This window comes from Variovorax sp. GW821-FHT10B04 (assembly GCF_059415645.1).
In genome coordinates this window covers 316,435-335,360 of record NZ_JBWKNQ010000004.1, presented here as the reverse complement: position 1 = coordinate 335,360, position 18,926 = coordinate 316,435, and the positions used below count along the sequence as shown (strand labels likewise).

The 18,926-nt window shown below is 69.2% G+C and carries 1 protein-coding gene (running past one end of the window); it reads left to right on the top strand.

Annotated features, from left to right (window positions below):
• The first annotated feature begins 26 nt into the window (after window positions 1-26).
• A protein-coding gene (locus tag AC07PZ_RS12685; RefSeq protein ID WP_495295695.1) for an Ig-like domain-containing protein crosses the window boundary here: on the top strand, window positions 27-18,926 show its 5' portion. The gene runs 17,403 nt beyond the window's last position; only the first 18,900 of its 36,303 coding nucleotides appear in the window; the start codon lies at window positions 27-29; its stop codon lies off the right edge, out of view.

The following is an 18,926-nucleotide window of genomic DNA, read 5'->3' as shown; positions in this document are numbered from 1 at the left end:
ACTACACGGCCGGCCAGAGCGCCACCATCGCGGGCGTCGGCACGCTGGTGATCAATGCCAACGGCAGCTACACCTTCACGCCGGTCGCCAACTACAACGGCCCGGTGCCGGTGGTCACATACACGATGACGGATGGGTCGAGCGGCGACACGTCGACGCTGACGATCACGGTGAACCCGGTGGACGACCCGTTCACCGACGCCGACGAGACGGTGAGCGTGAACGAGGACACGACGCTCACCGGCTCCGTGCTCACCGGCACGACCAGTGTGGACGGCCCGGTGACCGTCACCGGCTTCACCGTCGCGGGCAGCGCGACGAACTACACGGCCGGCCAGAGCGCCACCATCGCGGGCGTCGGCACGCTGGTGATCAATGCCAACGGCAGCTACACCTTCGTCCCGGCCGCCAACTACAACGGCGCGGTGCCGGTGGTCACGTACACGATGACCGACGGATCGAGCGGCGACACGTCGACGCTGACGATCACGGTCAACCCGGTCGACGACCCGTTCACCGATGCCGATGAGACGGTGAGCGTGAACGAGGACACGACGCTCACAGGCTCGGTGCTCACCGGCACGACCAGCGTGGACGGCCCCGTCACGGTCACCGGCTTCACCGTCGCGGGCGATGCCACGAACTACACGGCGGGCCAGACCGCCACGATCGCAGGCGTCGGCACGCTGGTGATCAACGCCAACGGCGCGTACACCTTCATCCCGGTGGCCAACTACAACGGCCCGGTGCCGGTCGTCACCTATGCGATGACGGATGGGTCGAGTGGCGACACGTCGACGCTGACGATCACGGTGAATCCGGTGGACGACCCGTTCACCGATGCCGACGAGAGCGTCAGCGTCAACGAGGACACGACGCTGACGGGTTCGGTGCTCACCGGCACCACGAGCGTCGATGGCCCCGTCACCGTCACCGGCTTCACCATCGCGGGCGACGCCAGGAGCTACACGGCGGGCCAGACCGCGACCATCGCGAACGTCGGCAACCTGGTCATCAATGCCGACGGCAGCTACACCTTCACGCCGGTCGCCAACTACAACGGCCCGGTGCCGGTGGTGACGTACACGATGACGGATGGGTCGAGCGGCGACACGTCGACGCTGACGATCACGGTGAACCCGGTGGACGACCCGTTCACCGACGCCGACGAAAACGTCAGCGTGAACGAAGACACGACGCTGACGGGTTCGGTGCTCACCGGCACGACCAGCGTCGACGGCCCGGTGACCGTCACCGGCTTCAGCATCGCGGGCGATGCGACGAATTACGCCGCCGGCCAGACCGCGACCATTGCGAACGTCGGCACGCTGGTGATCGGCAGCAACGGCGCGTACACCTTCATCCCCGCGGCCAACTACAACGGTCCGGTGCCGGTCGTCACGTACACCATGACGGATGGGTCGAGCGGCGACACGTCGACGCTGACCATCACCGTGAACCCGGTGGACGATCCGTTCACCGATGCCGACGAAAACGTCAGCGTGAACGAGGACACGACGCTGACCGGCTCGGTGCTCACCGGCACGAACAGCGTCGACGGCCCGGTCACGGTCACGAGCTTCACGGTGGCGGGCGACCCGACCACCTACCTCGCGGGCCAGACCGCCGTCATTGCCAATGTCGGCACGCTGATCCTCGGCGCCAACGGCGCCTACACCTTCACGCCCGTCGCGAACTACAACGGTGCGGTACCGGTCGTCACCTACAGCATGACCGACGGGTCGAGCGGCGACACATCGACGCTGACGATCACGGTGAATCCGGTGGACGATCCGTTCACCGATGCCGACGAAAACGTCAGCGTGAACGAAGACACCACGTTGACCGGTTCGGTGTTGACCGGCACGACCAGCGTGGACGGCCCCGTCACGGTCACCGGCTTCACGGTCGCCGGCGATGCCACGGGCTACACGGCGGGCCAGACCGCGAGCATCGCGAACGTCGGCAGCCTGGTCATCAATGCCAACGGCAGCTACACCTTCATCCCCACGGCCAATTACAACGGCCCGGTGCCGGTGGTCACGTACAGCATGACCGATGGATCGAGCGGCGACACGTCGACGCTGACGATCACGGTGAACCCGGTCGACGATCCGTTCACTGATGCCGACGAAAACGTCAGCGTGAACGAAGACACCACGTTGACCGGCTCGGTATTGACCGGCACGACCAGCGTCGACGGCCCGGTGACCGTCACCGGTTTCCACGTCGCCGGCGATGCGACCAACTACAGCGCAGGCCAGACCGCGACCATCGCGAACGTCGGCACGCTGGTGATCGGCGCCGACGGCAGCTACACCTTCACGCCGGTCGCCAACTACAACGGCCCGGTGCCGGTGGTCACGTACACCATGACCGACGGATCGAGCGGCGACACGTCGACACTGACGATCACCGTGAACCCGGTGGACGACCCGTTCAGCGATGCCGACGAAAACGTCAGCGTGAACGAGGACACGACGCTGACGGGTTCGGTGCTCACCGGCACGACCAGCGTCGACGGCCCGGTGACCGTCACCGGCTTCAGCGTGGCGGGCGATGCCACCAGCTACGCGGCCGGCCAGACCGCGACCATCGCGAACGTCGGCACGCTGGTGATCGGCAGCAACGGCGCGTACACCTTCACGCCGGCTGCCAACTACAACGGCGCGGTGCCGGTCGTCACCTACGCGATGACCGATGGCTCGAGTGGCGACACATCGACGCTGACGCTCACCGTCAACCCGGTCAACGATGCGCCGGTCGCCAATGCCGACAGCAGCACCACGGCCGAGGACGTGCCCGCGAGCGGCAACGTGCTGCTGAACGACAGCGACATCGACGGCGACACGCTGACGGTCACCCAGTTCGACTTCGGCGGCACGACCTATCTGGCGGGCCAGTCGGCCAGCGTCGCGGGCGTCGGCACGCTGCGCATCGCGGCGGACGGCAGCTACACCTTCACGCCGGCCGCGAACTACAACGGCCCGGTGCCGACCGCCACCTACACCGTGAGCGACGGCACGGCGACCGCCAGCGCCAGCCTCACGCTGACGCTCACCGCCGTCAACGATGCGCCGGTCAACACGCTGCCGGCCAGCTGGACCACCGCCGAAGACACGTCGCTGCCGCTCACCGGCCTGCAGATCTCGGACGTGGATGCGGGCAACGGCACGATGCGCGTCACGCTCAGCGTGCCGACCGGCACGCTCACCGGCGCATCGGCCAATGGCGTGACCGTCAGCGGCAGCGGCACGGGCACGCTGGTGCTCGAAGGCTCGCTCGCCGGCATCAACGCCTACCTGGCCGGCGCGTCGCAGCCGAACTACGTGCCGACCGAGGACGCCAGCGGCAACGTGGTGCTGACCATGACCACCAGCGACCTCGGCAGCACCGGTGCCGGCGGCGTGCAGATCGACACCGACACCGCGGTCATCGTGATCGCCCCGGTCAACGATGCGCCGTCGGGCAGCGACCGCACCGTCACCCTGGCGGAAGACGGCAGCTACACCTTCTCGGCTGCGGACTTCCCGATCACCGACGCCAGCGACGCGCCCGCCAATGCGTTGCAGTCGGTCATCGTGACCACGCTGCCGCCGGCCACCGATGGCGTGCTGCGCCTGAACGGCGTGGCCGTGACGGCCGGGCAGCGCATTCCGGCGGGCAGCCTGGGCCTGCTGACCTTCACGCCGGCGGCCAACGTCAACGGCAACGGGCTGGGCAGCTTCACCTTCCAGGTGGTCGACGACGGCGGCACCGCCAACGGCGGCCAGGACACCGATCCGACGCCGAACACCTTCAGCTTCAACGTCACCGCCGTCAACGACGCACCGGTGGCCGGCAACGACGTGGCGAGCACGCCCATCAACACGCCGCTGGCCAACATCCCGGTGCTGGCCAACGACAGCGACGTGGACGGCGACACGCTGAGCGTCACCAGCGCCACGCTGGCGAACCCGGCGCAGGGCAGCGTCAGCATCAACCCGAACGGCACGTTGAACTTCACGCCCGCCAGCAACGTGAGCGGCGCGGTGTCGATCAACTACACCATCAGCGACGGCAAGGGCGGCACGGCCAGCGCGACGCTGACGGTCAACGTCGGCGCCAACACGCCGCCCACCAGCCTCGACGCGACCGTCTCCGGTACCGAGGACACGCCCGTCGTGCTGGGCACCGGCAACTTCGCCTTCAGCGACGCCGACGCGGGCCAGACGCTGGCCAACGTGCGCATCGACACGCTGCCGGCCAACGGCACGCTGCTCTACAACGGCGCGGCGGTGAGTGCGGGCCAGGTGATCACCGCCGCCGACATCGCGGCCGGCCGGCTGAGCTTCGTGCCGGCTGCCGACGGCAACGGCACGGGCTATGCGAGCTTCACCTTCTCTGTGCAGGACTCGGCCGGCGCCTTCGACGCCGCGCCGAACACCCTCGGCTTCGACATCGCGCCGGTCAACGACGCACCGGTGGCCAATGCCGACACCACCACGATCGACGAGGACACGACCGCCACCGGCAACCTGCTGGGCAACGACGTCGATGTCGACAACGACATCCTCTCGGTCACGCAGTTCACCGTCAACGGCTACAGCTTCGCGGCCGGGCAGACGGCCACGCTGGCGGGCATCGGCACGCTGACGGTGGCGGCCAACGGCGCCTACGTCTTCACGCCGGTGGCCAACTACAACGGGCCGGTGCCGGTGGTCGGCTACACGGTGAGCGACGGCACCGCCACCGCGAGCTCGACGCTGACGATCCGCATCACGCCGGTGGACGACGCCTTCGCCGATGCCGACGAGGTCGTCAGCACCAACGAGGACACGCCGCTGAGCGGCTCGGTGCTCACCGGCACGTCCAGCGTCGACGGGCCGGTGACGGTCACGGGCTTCACCGTCGCGGGCATCGCCGGGAGCTTCTCCGCCGGCCAGACCGCGGCCATCGCGGGCGTGGGCACGCTGTTCATCGATGCCGACGGCAGCTACACCTTCACGCCGGCGGCCAACTACAACGGCGCGGTGCCGGTCGTCACGTACACGATGACCGATGGTTCCAGCGGCGACACGTCGACGCTGACGATCACCGTCAATCCGGTGAACGACGCGCCGGTGGCCGCCAACGACACGCTCGGCGCCACCGAAGACACGCCGCTGACCATCCCCGCCGCCACGCTGCTGGCCAACGACACGGACGTCGACGGCGACACGCTGAGCATTGCCAGTGTGCAGGGCGCGGTCAACGGAACGGTCGCGCTGGTCAACGGCAACGTCGTCTTCACGCCGAACGCCAACTACAACGGACCGGCCAGCTTCAGCTACACGGTGAGCGACGGCCATGGCGGCACGTCGACCGCCACGGTCGCGATCAACGTCGCCGCGGTCAACGATGCGCCGGTGGCGCTGGCCGACACCGCCACCATCCCCGAGGACACGGTCGCGACCGGCAACGTGCTGGGCAACGACAGCGACGTGGACGGCGACACGCTCACGGTGACGCAGTTCGCGCTCAACGGCCTCAGCTACACGGCGGGCCAGACGGCGGTGATCGATGGCGTCGGCACGCTCACGATCGGCAGCGACGGCAGCTACACCTTCACGCCGGTCGCCAACTACAACGGGCCGGTGCCGGTCACCACGTACACGGTGAGCGACGGCACCACCACCGCGAGCTCGACGCTGACGATCCAGGTCACGCCGGTGGACGACCCCTTCTCCGACGCCGACGAGAACGTCAGCGTGAACGAGGACTCGACGCTGACCGGCTCGGTGCTCACGGGCACCAGCAGCGTGGACGGCCCGGTGACCGTCACCGGCTTCACCGTGGCGGGCGACACGACGAACTACGGCGCAGGCCAGACCGCGGCCATCGCGAACGTCGGTGCGCTGGCCATCAACGCCGACGGCAGCTACACCTTCACGCCGGTGGCGAACTACAACGGCCCGGTGCCGGTCGTCACGTACACGATGACCGATGGTTCCAGCGGCGACACGTCGACGCTGACCATCACCGTCAATCCGGTGAACGACGCGCCGGTGGCCGGCAACGACACGCTCGGTGCCACCGAGGACACGCCGCTGACCATTCCCGCCGCCACGCTGCTGGGCAACGACACGGATGTCGACGGCGACACGCTGAGCATCGCCAGCGTGCAGGGCGCGGTCAACGGAACGGTCGCGCTGGTCAACGGCGACGTCGTCTTCACGCCGAACGCCAACTACAACGGCCCGGCCAGCTTCACGTACACGGTGAGCGACGGCCACGGCGGCACGTCGACCGCCACGGTCACGGTCAACATCGCTGCGGTGAACGACGCGCCGGTGGCCGGCAACGATGTCGCGAGCACGCCGATCAACACGCCGCTGGCAAGCATCCCGGTGCTGGCCAATGACAGCGACGTGGACGGCGACACGCTGACCGTCACCAGCGCGACGCTCGACGACCCGGCGCAAGGCACGGTCGCCGTCAACCCCGACGGCACGCTGCGCTTCGCACCCGCCGCCAACGTGAGCGGCGCGGTGCTCATCCGCTACACCGTGAGCGACGGCAACGGCGGCACGGCCAGCGCGACGCTGACGGTCAACGTCGGCGCCAACACGCCGCCGCAAAGCGCGGACACGACGGTTGCCGGCACCGAAGACACGCCGCTCACGCTGTCGACCGCGAACTTCCCGTTCAGCGACGCCGACGCCGACCAGCGCCTGGCCAACGTGCGCATCGACACGCTGCCGGCCAATGGCACGCTGCTCTACAACGGCGCCGCCGTCGTCACGGGCCAGACGATTTCTGCCGCCGACATCGCGAGCGGTGCGCTGAGCTTCGTGCCGGCCGCGAACGGCAACGGTGCGGCCTATGCGAGCTTCGGCTTCTCGGTGCAGGACAGCGCCGGCGCCTTCGACGCCGCACCGAACACGCTGACGATCGACATCGCCGCGGTCAACGATGCGCCGGTGGCGCTGGCCGACAGCAACACGTTGGCCGAGGACACGGTCGCGACCGGCAACGTGCTGGCCAACGACAGCGACGTGGACGGCGATGCGCTGGCCGTGACGCAGTTCACCGTTGGCGGCACGACCTACGCCGCGGGCCAGACCGCCAACCTGGCCGGCATCGGCACGCTGACCATTGCCGCCAGCGGCGCCTATGTGTTCACGCCGGCCGCCGACTACAACGGCCCGGTGCCCGTGGCGACCTACACCGTGAGCGATGGCACAGCCACCGCCAGTGCGACGCTGACGCTCCAGGTCACGCCGGTGGACGACGCCTTCGCCGACGCCGACGAGACAGTCAGCGTCAACGAAGACACGGTGCTGATGGGTTCGGTGCTCACCGGCACGACCAGCGTCGACGGCCCGGTGACGGTCACCGGCTTCACCATCGCGGGCGACCCCGCGGGCCATGCGGCGGGCGAGACCGCCACGATCGCCGGCGTGGGCACGCTGGTCATCAACGCCGACGGCAGCTACGTCTTCACGCCGGCCGCCAACTACAACGGCCCGGTGCCGGTGGTCACATACACGATGACCGATGGCTCCAGCGGCGACACGGCGACGCTGACCATCACGGTGAATCCGGTGGACGACGCCTTCAGCGACGGCGACGAGAACGTCACGACCGCGGAGGACACGCCGGTCTCGGGCTCGGTGCTGGTCGGCACCAGCAGCGTCGACGGCCCGGTGACTGTCACCGGCTTCACCGTCGCGGGCGATGGCACCGCCTACACGGCGGGCCAGAGCGCGACGATCGGCGGCGTGGGCACGCTGGTCATCAACGCGGACGGCAGCTACACCTTCGCGCCGGCGCCCGACTACAACGGCACGGTGCCGGTCGTCACGTACACCATGACCGATGGCTCGAGCGGCGACACCTCGACGCTGTCGATCACCGTCACCGCGGTGAACGATGCGCCCGTGGCGACGGCGGACACCGGCAGCACCGCCGAAGACACGCCGCTGTCGGGCAACGTGCTGGCGAACGACAGCGACGTGGACGGCGACGCGCTCAGCGTCACCCAGTTCACGGTCAACGGCACGGTCTATGCCGCCGGCCAGACGGCCACGCTGCAGGGCATCGGCACGCTGACGATCGGCGCCGACGGCGGCTACCTGTTCAACCCGGCCGCGAACTTCAACGGCAGCGTGCCGGTGGTGGGCTACACGGTGAGCGATGGCGCGACCAGCGCCAGCAGCACGCTGTCGCTGAGCGTCACCGCCGTCAACGACGCGCCGGTCAACACGCTGCCGGCCGGCTGGAGCACGGTCGAGGACACATCGGTCGGCCTCACCGGCCTGCAGATCTCCGACGTGGATGCCGACGGCGGCACGGTGCGCGTCACGCTCAGCGTGCCGGCGGGCACGCTCACCGCCGCGTCGGGCGGCGGCGTGGCCGTGACCGGCAGCGGCACCGGCGTGCTGGTGCTCGAAGGCTCGCTGACCAGCATCAACGCCTACCTGGCGAGCGCCGCGCGGCCCGACTACCTGCCGGTGGCCGACGCCAACGGCAACGTCACGCTGACGATGGTCACCAGCGATCTCGGCAATACCGGTGCCGGCGGCCCGCGGTCGGACACCGACACGGCCATCATCGCCATCGCGCCGGTGAACGACGCTCCCGCGGGTGCCGACCGCACCGTCGTCATCGGCGAAGACACGGCCTACACCTTCTCGGCGGCAGATTTCCCGATCACCGACGCGGGCGACAACCCGGCCAACGGCCTGCAGGCGGTGGTGATCACCACGCTGCCGCCCGCGGCGGAAGGCGTGCTGACGCTCGACGGCGTGGCGGTGGCCGAAGGCCAGGTCATCGCGGCGAGCAGCCTCGGCCTGCTGCGCTTCAATCCGGCGGCGGACGTCAACGGCTCGGGCATCGGCCGCTTCACCTTCCAGGTGGTGGACGACGGCGGCACCGCCAACGGCGGCCGCAACACCGACCCGACACCGAACAGCTTCAGCTTCGACGTCACGGCCGTCAATGACGCACCCGTGGCCAACCCCGACACCGTCGCCGCGGTCGAGGACACGCCGCTGACCATCTCCGCGGCGTCGCTGCTGGCGAACGACACCGACGTCGATGGCGACACGCTGAGCATCACCAGCGTGCAGGGAGCGGTCAACGGAACGGTCGCGCTGGTGAACGGCGATGTCGTCTTCACGCCCAACGCCGACTACAACGGTCCGGCCAGCTTCACGTACACGGTGAGCGACGGGCAGGGCGGCAACTCGACCGTGACGGTCACGGTGAACGTGGCCGCCGTCAATGACGCACCGGTGGCCGCCGACGATGTGGCGAGCACACCGATCAACACGCCGCTCGGCAACATCCCGGTGCTGGCGAACGACAGCGACGTGGACGGCGACGCGCTCACGGTCACCAGCGCCACGCTGAACACGCCGGCGCAGGGCACGGTGTCGATCAACGCCGACGGCACATTGAACTTCACGCCCGCCGCCAACGTGAGCGGGCCGGTCGTGATCACCTACACGGTGAGCGATGGCCATGGCGGCACCGACACGGCCACGCTGACGGTGATCGTCGGTGCGAACACGCCGCCGACCAGCCTGGACGCGACGATCGCCGGCACCGAAGACACGCCGGTCACGCTGACCACGGCGAACTTTGCGTTCAGCGATGCGGACGCGGGCCAGACGCTGGCGAACGTGCGAATCGACACCGTGCCGGCCAACGGCACGCTGCTGCTCAACGGCAACGCGGTCGTTGCAGGGCAGGTCATCTCGGCTGCAGACATCGCGGCGGGCCGGTTGAGTTTTGTTCCGGGCGCCGACGGCAACGGCACGGGCTACGCCAGCTTCAGTTTCTCGGTGCAGGACTCGGGCGGCGCCTTCGACGCGGCGCCGAACACGCTCAGCTTCGACATCGCGTCCGTCAACGACGCGCCGGTGGCAACGGGCGACACGGTGGCTGCGACCGAAGACACGCCCTTGTCCATCCCGGTCGCCACGCTGCTGGCCAACGACACCGACGTGGACGGCGACACACTGACCATCGTCAGCGTGCAGGGCGCGACCAACGGCACGGTCAGCCTGGTGGGCGGCAATGTCGTCTTCACGCCGAACGCCAACTACAACGGCCCGGCGAGCTTCACCTACACCGTGAGCGACGGCCAGGGTGGCACGTCGACCGCGACGGTGTCGGTCAACGTCGCAGCCGTCAATGACGCGCCGATCGCCAACCCCGACAGCGTGACCGTGCCCGAGGACACGGTCGCCACCGGCAACGTGCTGGCGAACGACAGCGACGTCGAAGGCTCGCCGCTCGCGGTCACGCAGTACACCGTCGACGGCACCACCTACACCGCGGGCGACACCGCCACCCTGGCGGGCATCGGCACGCTGGTGATCAACGCCGACGGCAGCTACCGCTTCACCCCGGCCACCAACTACAACGGCGCGGTGCCGACCGCTACCTACATGGTGAGCGACGGCAGCCTGGTGTCGACCGCGACGCTGTCGATCAGCGTGTCGGCCGTCAACGACGCGCCGCTGGCCGTCGATGACACGCGCACCGTGGCCGAAGACAACGCGGTCACCGGCAACGTGCTGGCCAACGACAGCGACCCCGACGGCGATGCGCTGAGCGTCACCGGCTTCACCGTCGCCGGCAGCGGCACCGCCTACCTGGCCGGCCAGAGCGCGGTGATCGCAGGCGTCGGCACGCTGGCGATCAATGCGGACGGCAGCTACGTCTTCACGCCGGTCGCCAACTACAACGGTCCGATGCCCGTGGCCACCTACACGGTGAGCGACGGCACGGCCAGTGCCACGGCCACGCTGAGCATCAACCTCACGGCGGTGAACGACGCGCCGGTGGCTGGCGACGACGTGGCGAGCACGCCGATCAACGTGCCGCTCGACAACATCGCCGTGCTCGCGAACGACAGCGATGTCGATGGCGATACGTTGAGCGTGACCAGCGCCACGGTCGACCCGGCGCGCGGTACGGTCACCGTCAATGCCGACGGTTCTCTGAACTTCAGCTCGGCGGCCAACGTCACGGGTCCGGTCGTCATCACCTACACCGTGAGCGACGGCCACGGTGGCACAGACACGGCGACGCTGACAGTGAACGTGGGTGCCAACACGCCGCCGACCAGCCTGGATGCGACGATCGCGGGCACCGAAGACGCGCCGGTCACGCTGACGACGGCGAACTTTGCGTTCAGCGATGCGGACGCGGGCCAGACGCTGGCGAACGTGCGCATCGACACCGTGCCGGGCAACGGCACGCTGCTGCTCAACGGCAACGCGGTCGTTGCAGGGCAGGTCATCTCGGCCGCTGACATCGCCGCAGGACGATTGAGCTTCGTGCCCGGCGCCGACGGCAATGGCACGGGCTACGCCAGCTTCACTTTCTCGGTGCAAGACAGCGCCGGTGCGTTCGACACGGCGCCGAACACGATCAGCTTCGACATCGCTGCAGTCAACGACACCCCAGTGGCAGCGCCCGACACGGTGGCTGCGACCGAAGACACGCCGCTGTCCATCCCGGTCGCCACGTTGCTGGCCAACGACACCGATGTGGACGGCGACACGCTGACCATCGTCAGCGTGCAGGGCGCGACCAACGGCACGGTCAGCCTGGTCGGTGGCAACGTCGTCTTCACGCCGAACGCCAACTACAACGGTCCGGCCAGCTTCAGCTACACCGTGAGCGACGGCCAGGGCGGCACGTCGACCGCGACGGTCACGGTCAACGTCGCAGCCGTCAATGACGCACCGGTGGCTGGCGACGACATCGCCAACACGCCGATCAACGTGCCGCTCAACAACATCGCCGTGCTCGCGAACGACAGCGATGTCGATGGCGACACGCTGAGCGTGACCAGTGCCACGGTCGACACGGCGCGCGGCACGGTCACCGTCAATGCCGATGGTTCGCTGAACTTCAGCCCGGCGGCCAATGTCACGGGCCCGGTCGTCGTCACCTACACCGTGAGCGACGGCCACGGCGGTACCGACACCGCGACGCTGACGGTCAATGTCGGCGCCAACACAGCACCGAACGGCGCGGACGCGACCATCGCCGGCACGGAAGACACGCCGGTCACGCTGGCGACGGCGAACTTCGGCTTCAGCGATGCAGACGCCGGCCAGACCTTGGCGAACGTGCGCATCGACACGCTGCCGGCCAACGGCGCGCTGCTGCTCGGCGGCGATGCGGTGACCGCCGGCCAGGTGATCTCGGCCACGGACATCGCCGCAGGACGACTGAGCTTCGTGCCCGGCGCCGACGGCAACGGCGCGGGCTATGCGAGCTTCACCTTCTCGGTGCAGGACAGCGCCGGTGCGTTCGACACGGCGCCGAACACGCTCAGCTTCGACATCGCGGCCGTCAACGACGCGCCTGTCGCGAACGCCGACACCGTCGTCACGGCCGAGGACGCGGTCGCCACCGGCAACGTGCTGGCGAACGACAGCGATGCGGACAACGACACGCTGACGGTCACGCAGTTCGTGGTGGGCGGCACGACCTTCGCCGCCGGACAGACCGCGACCCTTGCCGGCATCGGCACGCTGACCATCGGTGCGGATGGGGCGTACACCTTCGTGCCGACTGCCGACTACAACGGTCCGGTGCCCGTGGCGACCTACACCGTGAGCGACGGCACGGCCACCGCGACCGCTACCCTGACGCTCGGCGTGGCGCCGATCAACGATGCACCAGTCGCGCGCCCCGACACCGCCACCGTGGCCGAGGACACGCAGGCCACGGGCAACGTGCTCGGCAACGACAGCGACGTGGACGGCGACACGCTGACGGTCACCGGCTTCACGGTGGCGGGCAGCGGCACGGTCTACGCCGCGGGCCAGACCGCGGCCATCGCCGACGTCGGCACGCTGACGCTCAACGGCAACGGCAGCTACGTCTTCACGCCGGCACCCGACTACAACGGCGCGGTGCCCGTCGTGACCTACACGGTCACCGACGGCGCGGCCAGCGCGACGTCGACGCTGTCGATCAACGTGACGCCGGTGAACGACGCGCCGGTGGCCGCCGACGACATCGCGAGCACGCCGATCAACGTGGCGCTGACCAGCATCCCCGTGTTGGCGAACGACAGCGACGTGGACGGCGACACGCTGACGGTGACGAGTGCGACGCTGAACGACCCGGCGCAGGGCACCGTCGCCATCAATGCAGACGGCACGCTGCGCTTCACGCCCGCCACCAACATCAGCGGCCCGGTGGCGATCAGCTACACCGTGAGCGATGGCCATGGCGGCACGGCGAGCGCCACGCTGACGGTGAACGTCGGCACGAACACACCGCCGTCGAGTGCGGACGCGACGATCGCCGGAACCGAGGACACGCCCGTCGCGCTGGGCACGGCGAACTTCGCCTTCAGCGATGCCGACGCCGGTCAGACACTGGCGAACGTGCGCATCGACACGCTGCCGGCCAACGGCACGCTGCTGCTCGGCGGCAATGCGGTGGCGGCGGGCCAGGTGGTCTCGGCTGCCGACATCGCCGCAGGGCGACTGAGCTTCGTGCCCGGCGCCGACGGCAACGGCACGGGCTACGCCAGCTTCACCTTCTCGGTGCAGGACAGCGCGGGCGCGTTCGACGCCACGCCGAACACGCTCAGCTTCGACATCGCGGCCGTCAACGACGCGCCTGTCGCGAACGCCGACACCGTCGCCACGGCCGAGGACACCGTGGCCAGCGGCAACGTGCTGGCGAACGACTCGGACGTGGACGGCGATGCGCTCAGCGTCACGGGCTTCAGCGTGGCGGGCGATGCGACCGCGTACCTGCCGGGCCAGACCGTGACGATCTCGGGCGCGGGCAGCCTGACGCTCAATGCCGACGGCAGCTATGTCTTCACGCCGGCCGCGAACTACAACGGCCCGGTGCCGGTGGTGACTTACACGGTCAGCGACGGCACGGCCAGCGCCACGTCGACGCTGAGCCTCAGCGTCGCATCGGTGAACGACGTGCCGGTGGCGAACCCCGACGTCGGCACCACGGCCGAGGACACGCCGCTGTCCGGCAACGTGCTGGGCAACGACAGCGACGCCGACGGCGACGTGTTGTCGGTGACCGGCTTCAGCGTGGCCGGCAGCGCGACGGTCTATGCGCCAGGCCAGGTCGCGCGCATCGACGGCGTGGGCACGCTCACGATCGCGGCCAATGGCGCGTACACCTTCACCCCGGCGGCCGACTACAACGGCGCGGTGCCGGTGGTCGCGTACACGGTCAGCGACGGCACGGCGAGCGCGACGTCGACGCTGACGATCAACGTCACGCCGGTGAACGATGCGCCGGTGGCCAACGACGACCTGGCGAGCACGCCGATCAACGTGGCGCTCAACAACATCGCCGTGCTGGCGAACGACAGCGATGTCGACGGCGACGCGCTGAGCGTCACCAGCGCCACGCTGGACAATCCGGCGCAGGGCACGGTGGGCATCAACGCCGACGGCACGCTGAACTTCACGCCGGCCAGCAACGTGACCGGCCCGGTGCGCATCAGCTACACGGTGAGCGATGGCCATGGCGGCACGGCGACCGCGACTTTGACGGTCAACGTGGCGGCCAACACGCCGCCGCAAAGCGCCGATGCGACCGTGTCCGGCACCGAGGACACGGTCGTGCCGCTGGGCCTGGCGAACTTCGCTTTCAGCGATGCGGATGCGGGCCAGGGCATCGCCAACGTGCGCATCGACACGCTGCCGGCCGCGGGTGCGCTGCAGCTCGACGGGGCGGCCGTGGTGGCGGGCCAGGTGATCTCGGCCGCGGACATCGCGGCGGGCCGCCTGCGCTTCGTGCCGGGTGCCGACGGCAACGGCGCGCCGTATGCGAGCTTCACCTTCTCGGTGCAGGACAGCGCAGGCGCATTCGACACCACGCCGAACACGGTCAGCTTCAACATCGCGGCCGTCAACGACGCGCCGGTCGCTGGTGCCGACACCGTGGCGGCGACCGAGGACACGCCGCTGTCCATCCCCGTGGCCACGCTGCTGGCCAACGACAGCGATGTGGACGGCGACACGCTCGCGATCGTCAGCGTGCAGGACGGCGTCAACGGCACGGTGAGCCTGGTGGGGGGCAATGTCGTCTTCACGCCGAACGCCAACTACAACGGTCCGGCCAGCTTCAGCTACACCGTGAGCGACGGGCAGGGCGGCACGTCGACCGCGACGGTGACCGTCAACGTCGCGCCGGTGAACGACGCGCCAGTGGCAGGCGACGACATCGCGAGCACGCCGATCAACGTGCCGCTGAGCAGCATCCCGGTGCTGGCGAACGACAGCGACGTGGACGGCGACGCGCTCACGGTCACCAGCGCCACGCTGAACACGCCGGCGCAGGGCACGGTGTCGATCAACGCCGACGGCACATTGAACTTCACGCCCGCCGTCAACGTGAGCGGGCCGGTTGTGATCACCTACACGGTGAGCGATGGCCATGGCGGCACCGACACGGCGACGCTGACGGTGAACGTCGGTGCCAACACGCCGCCGACCAGCCTTGACGCGACGATCGCGGGCACCGAGGACACGCCGGTCACGCTGACGACGGCGAACTTTGCGTTCAGCGACGCGGACGCGGGCCAGACACTGGTCAATGTACGGATCGACACCGTGCCGGCCAACGGCGCGCTGCTGCTCAACGGCAACGCGGTCGTTGCAGGGCAAGTCATCTCGGCCGCCGACATCGCCGCCGGTCGGCTGGTCTTCACGCCGGCTGCGGACGGCAACGGCACGGCGTACGCCAGCTTCAACTTTTCGGTGCAGGACTCGGGCGGTTCCTTCGACGCAACGCCGAACACGATCAGCTTCGACATCGCTGCAGTCAACGACGCACCCGTGGCAGCGCCCGACACGGTGGCTGCGACCGAAGACACACCGTTGTCCATTCCGGTCGCGACGCTGCTGGCCAACGACACCGACGTGGACGGCGACACACTGACCATCGTCAGCGTGCAGGGCGCGACCAACGGCACGGTCAGCCTGGTGGGTGGCAACGTCGTCTTCACGCCGAACGCCAACTACAACGGTCCGGCGAGCTTCACGTACACCGTGAGCGACGGGCAGGGCGGCACGTCGACCGCGACGGTGTCGGTCAACGTCGCCGCGGTGAACGACGCGCCGGTGGCCCGCAACGACCTGGCCAGCACGCCGATCAACACGGCGCTCGCCAGCATCCCGGTGCTGGCGAACGACACCGACGTGGATGGCGACACGTTGACGGTGACCAGCGCCACGCTGAACGATCCGACGCGGGGCACGGTCGGCATCAACCCGGACGGCACGCTGAACTTCGCGCCGGCCGCCAACGTGAGCGGCCCGGTCGTCATCACGTACACGGTGAGCGACGGCCAAGGCGGAACGGCCACGGCCACGCTGACGGTCAACGTCGGCGAGAACACGGCGCCGACCAGCCTGGACGCGACGGTCGCGGGCACCGAAGACACGCCGGTCACGCTGGGTACGGCGAACTTCGCCTTCAGCGATGCCGACGCCGGCCAGACGCTGGCGAACGTGCGCATCGACACGCTGCCGGCCAACGGCAGTCTGCTGCTCGGCGGAAACGCCGTGACGGCCGGCCAGGTGATCTCGGCCGCGGACATCGCGGCAGGCAACCTGCGCTTCGTTCCGGCAGCCGACGGCAATGGCGCGCCGTATGCGAGCTTCACCTTCTCGGTGCAGGACAGCGCGGGCGCATTCGATGCGGCGCCGAACATGCTCACCCTGAACATCGCGGCGGTCAACGATGCGCCGTCCGGCACGGCCGATGCGATCGCCGCGACCGAAGACACGCCGCTGACCATCGCCGCCGCGACGCTGCTCGCCAACGACACGGACGTCGACGGCGACACGCTGACGATCACCAGCGTGCAGGACGCGACCCATGGCACGGTCAGCCTGATCGGTGCCAACGTGGTGTTCACGCCCGACGCCAACTACAACGGCCCGGCCAGCTTCACCTACACCGTCAGCGACGGCCAGGGCGGCAGCACGACGGTCACGGTGACCGTGGCCGTCGCCGCCGTCAACGACGCACCGGTGGCCGGCAACGACCTCGCGAGCACGCCGATCAATGTGCCGCTCGCCAACATCCCGGTGCTGGCGAACGACAGCGACGTCGACGGCGACACCCTGACCGTCACCAGCGCCAGCGTCGACCCGGCGCTGGGCAGCGTCAGCATCAATGCCGACGGCACGCTGGACTTCAACCCGGCCGCGAACATCAGCGGCCCGGTGCGCATCAGCTACACGGTGAGCGACGGCAACGGCGGCACCGCCACCGCGACGCTGACCGTGAACGTCGGCGCCAACACGCCGCCGACCAGCGCGGACGCCACGCTGAGCGGCACCGAGGACACGCCCGTCACGCTGACCACGGCCAACTTCGCCTTCACCGATGCGGACGCGGGCCAGGCGCTGGCGAACGTGCGCATCGACACAACGCCGGCCAACGGCACCTTGCTGCTCAACGGCTCGGCCGTCACGGCGGGTCAGATCGTGTCGGCCGCCGACATCGCCGCCGGCCGGCTGGTCTTCGCGCCTGCTGCGGATGGCAACGGCACGGGCTACGCCAGCTTCACGTTCTCGGTGCAGGACTCGGGGGGTGCCTTCGACGCCGCGCCGAACACCATCACCTTCGACATCGCCGCCGTCAACGACGCGCCGGTGGCGAACCCCGACACGGTGGCTGCGACCGAAGACACGCCGCTGTCCATCCCGGTCGCCACGCTGCTGGCCAACGACAGCGACGTGGATGGTGACGCGCTGACCATCGTCAGCGTGCAGGACGGCGTCAACGGCACGGTGAGCCTGGTGGGCGGCAACGTCGTGTTCACGCCGAACACCAACTACAACGGCCCGGCCAGCTTCACGTACACCGTGAGCGACGGCCAGGGCGGCACGTCGACCGCGACGGTCACGATCAACGTCGCCGCCGTCAACGACGCACCGGTGGCCGGCAACGACATCGCGACGACGCCGATCAACACGCCGCTGCTCGACATCCCCGTGCTGGCGAACGACAGCGACGTCGACGGCGATGCATTGACCGTGACGAGCGCGGCGCTGGACGATCCGGCGCAGGGGACGGTGACCGTCAACGCCGACGGCACGCTGAACTTCGCGCCGGCCGCGAACGTCAGCGGCCCGGTGCGCATCAGCTACACGGTGAGCGACGGCAACGGCGGCACCGCCACCGCGACGCTGACCGTGAACGTCGGCGCCAACACGCCACCCGGCAGCGTCGATGCGACCTTCAATGGCACCGAGGACACGCCTTATGTCTTCGATCGCACGAGCTTCTCTTTCAGCGACGCCGATGCGGGCCAGGCGCTGGCCAACGTGCGCATCGACACGCTGCCGGCCAACGGCACGCTGCAGTTGAACGGCATGGCCGTGACCACCGGCCAGCTCATCGCGGCCAGCGACATCGCGGCCGGTGCGCTGCGCTTCGTCCCGGCGGCCGATGGCAATGGCACGGGCTACGCACGCTTCAGCTTCTCGGTGCAGGACTCGGGCGGTGCGTTCGACACGGCGCCGAACACCATCACCTTCGACATCGCCGCCGTCAACGACGCACCGGTCGGTGCGCCGGACACACTGAACGCGGTGGAAGACACGCCGCTGACGGTGCCGGCTGCAACGCTGCTCGCGAACGACAGCGATGTCGATGGCGACACGCTGACCATCACCAGCGTGCAGGACGCGGTGAACGGCTCGGTGAGTCTGGTGGGCGGCAACGTGGTCTTCACGCCGAACGCGAACTACAACGGGCCGGCGAGCTTCACGTACACGGTGAGCGACGGCAACGGTGGCGCGTCCACGGTGACCGTCACGGTGAACGTCGGTGCAGTCAACGACGCGCCGGTGGCGGGCGACGACATCGCCAGCACGCCGATCAACACGCCGCTCCTCAACATCCCGGTGCTCGCGAACGACAGCGACGTG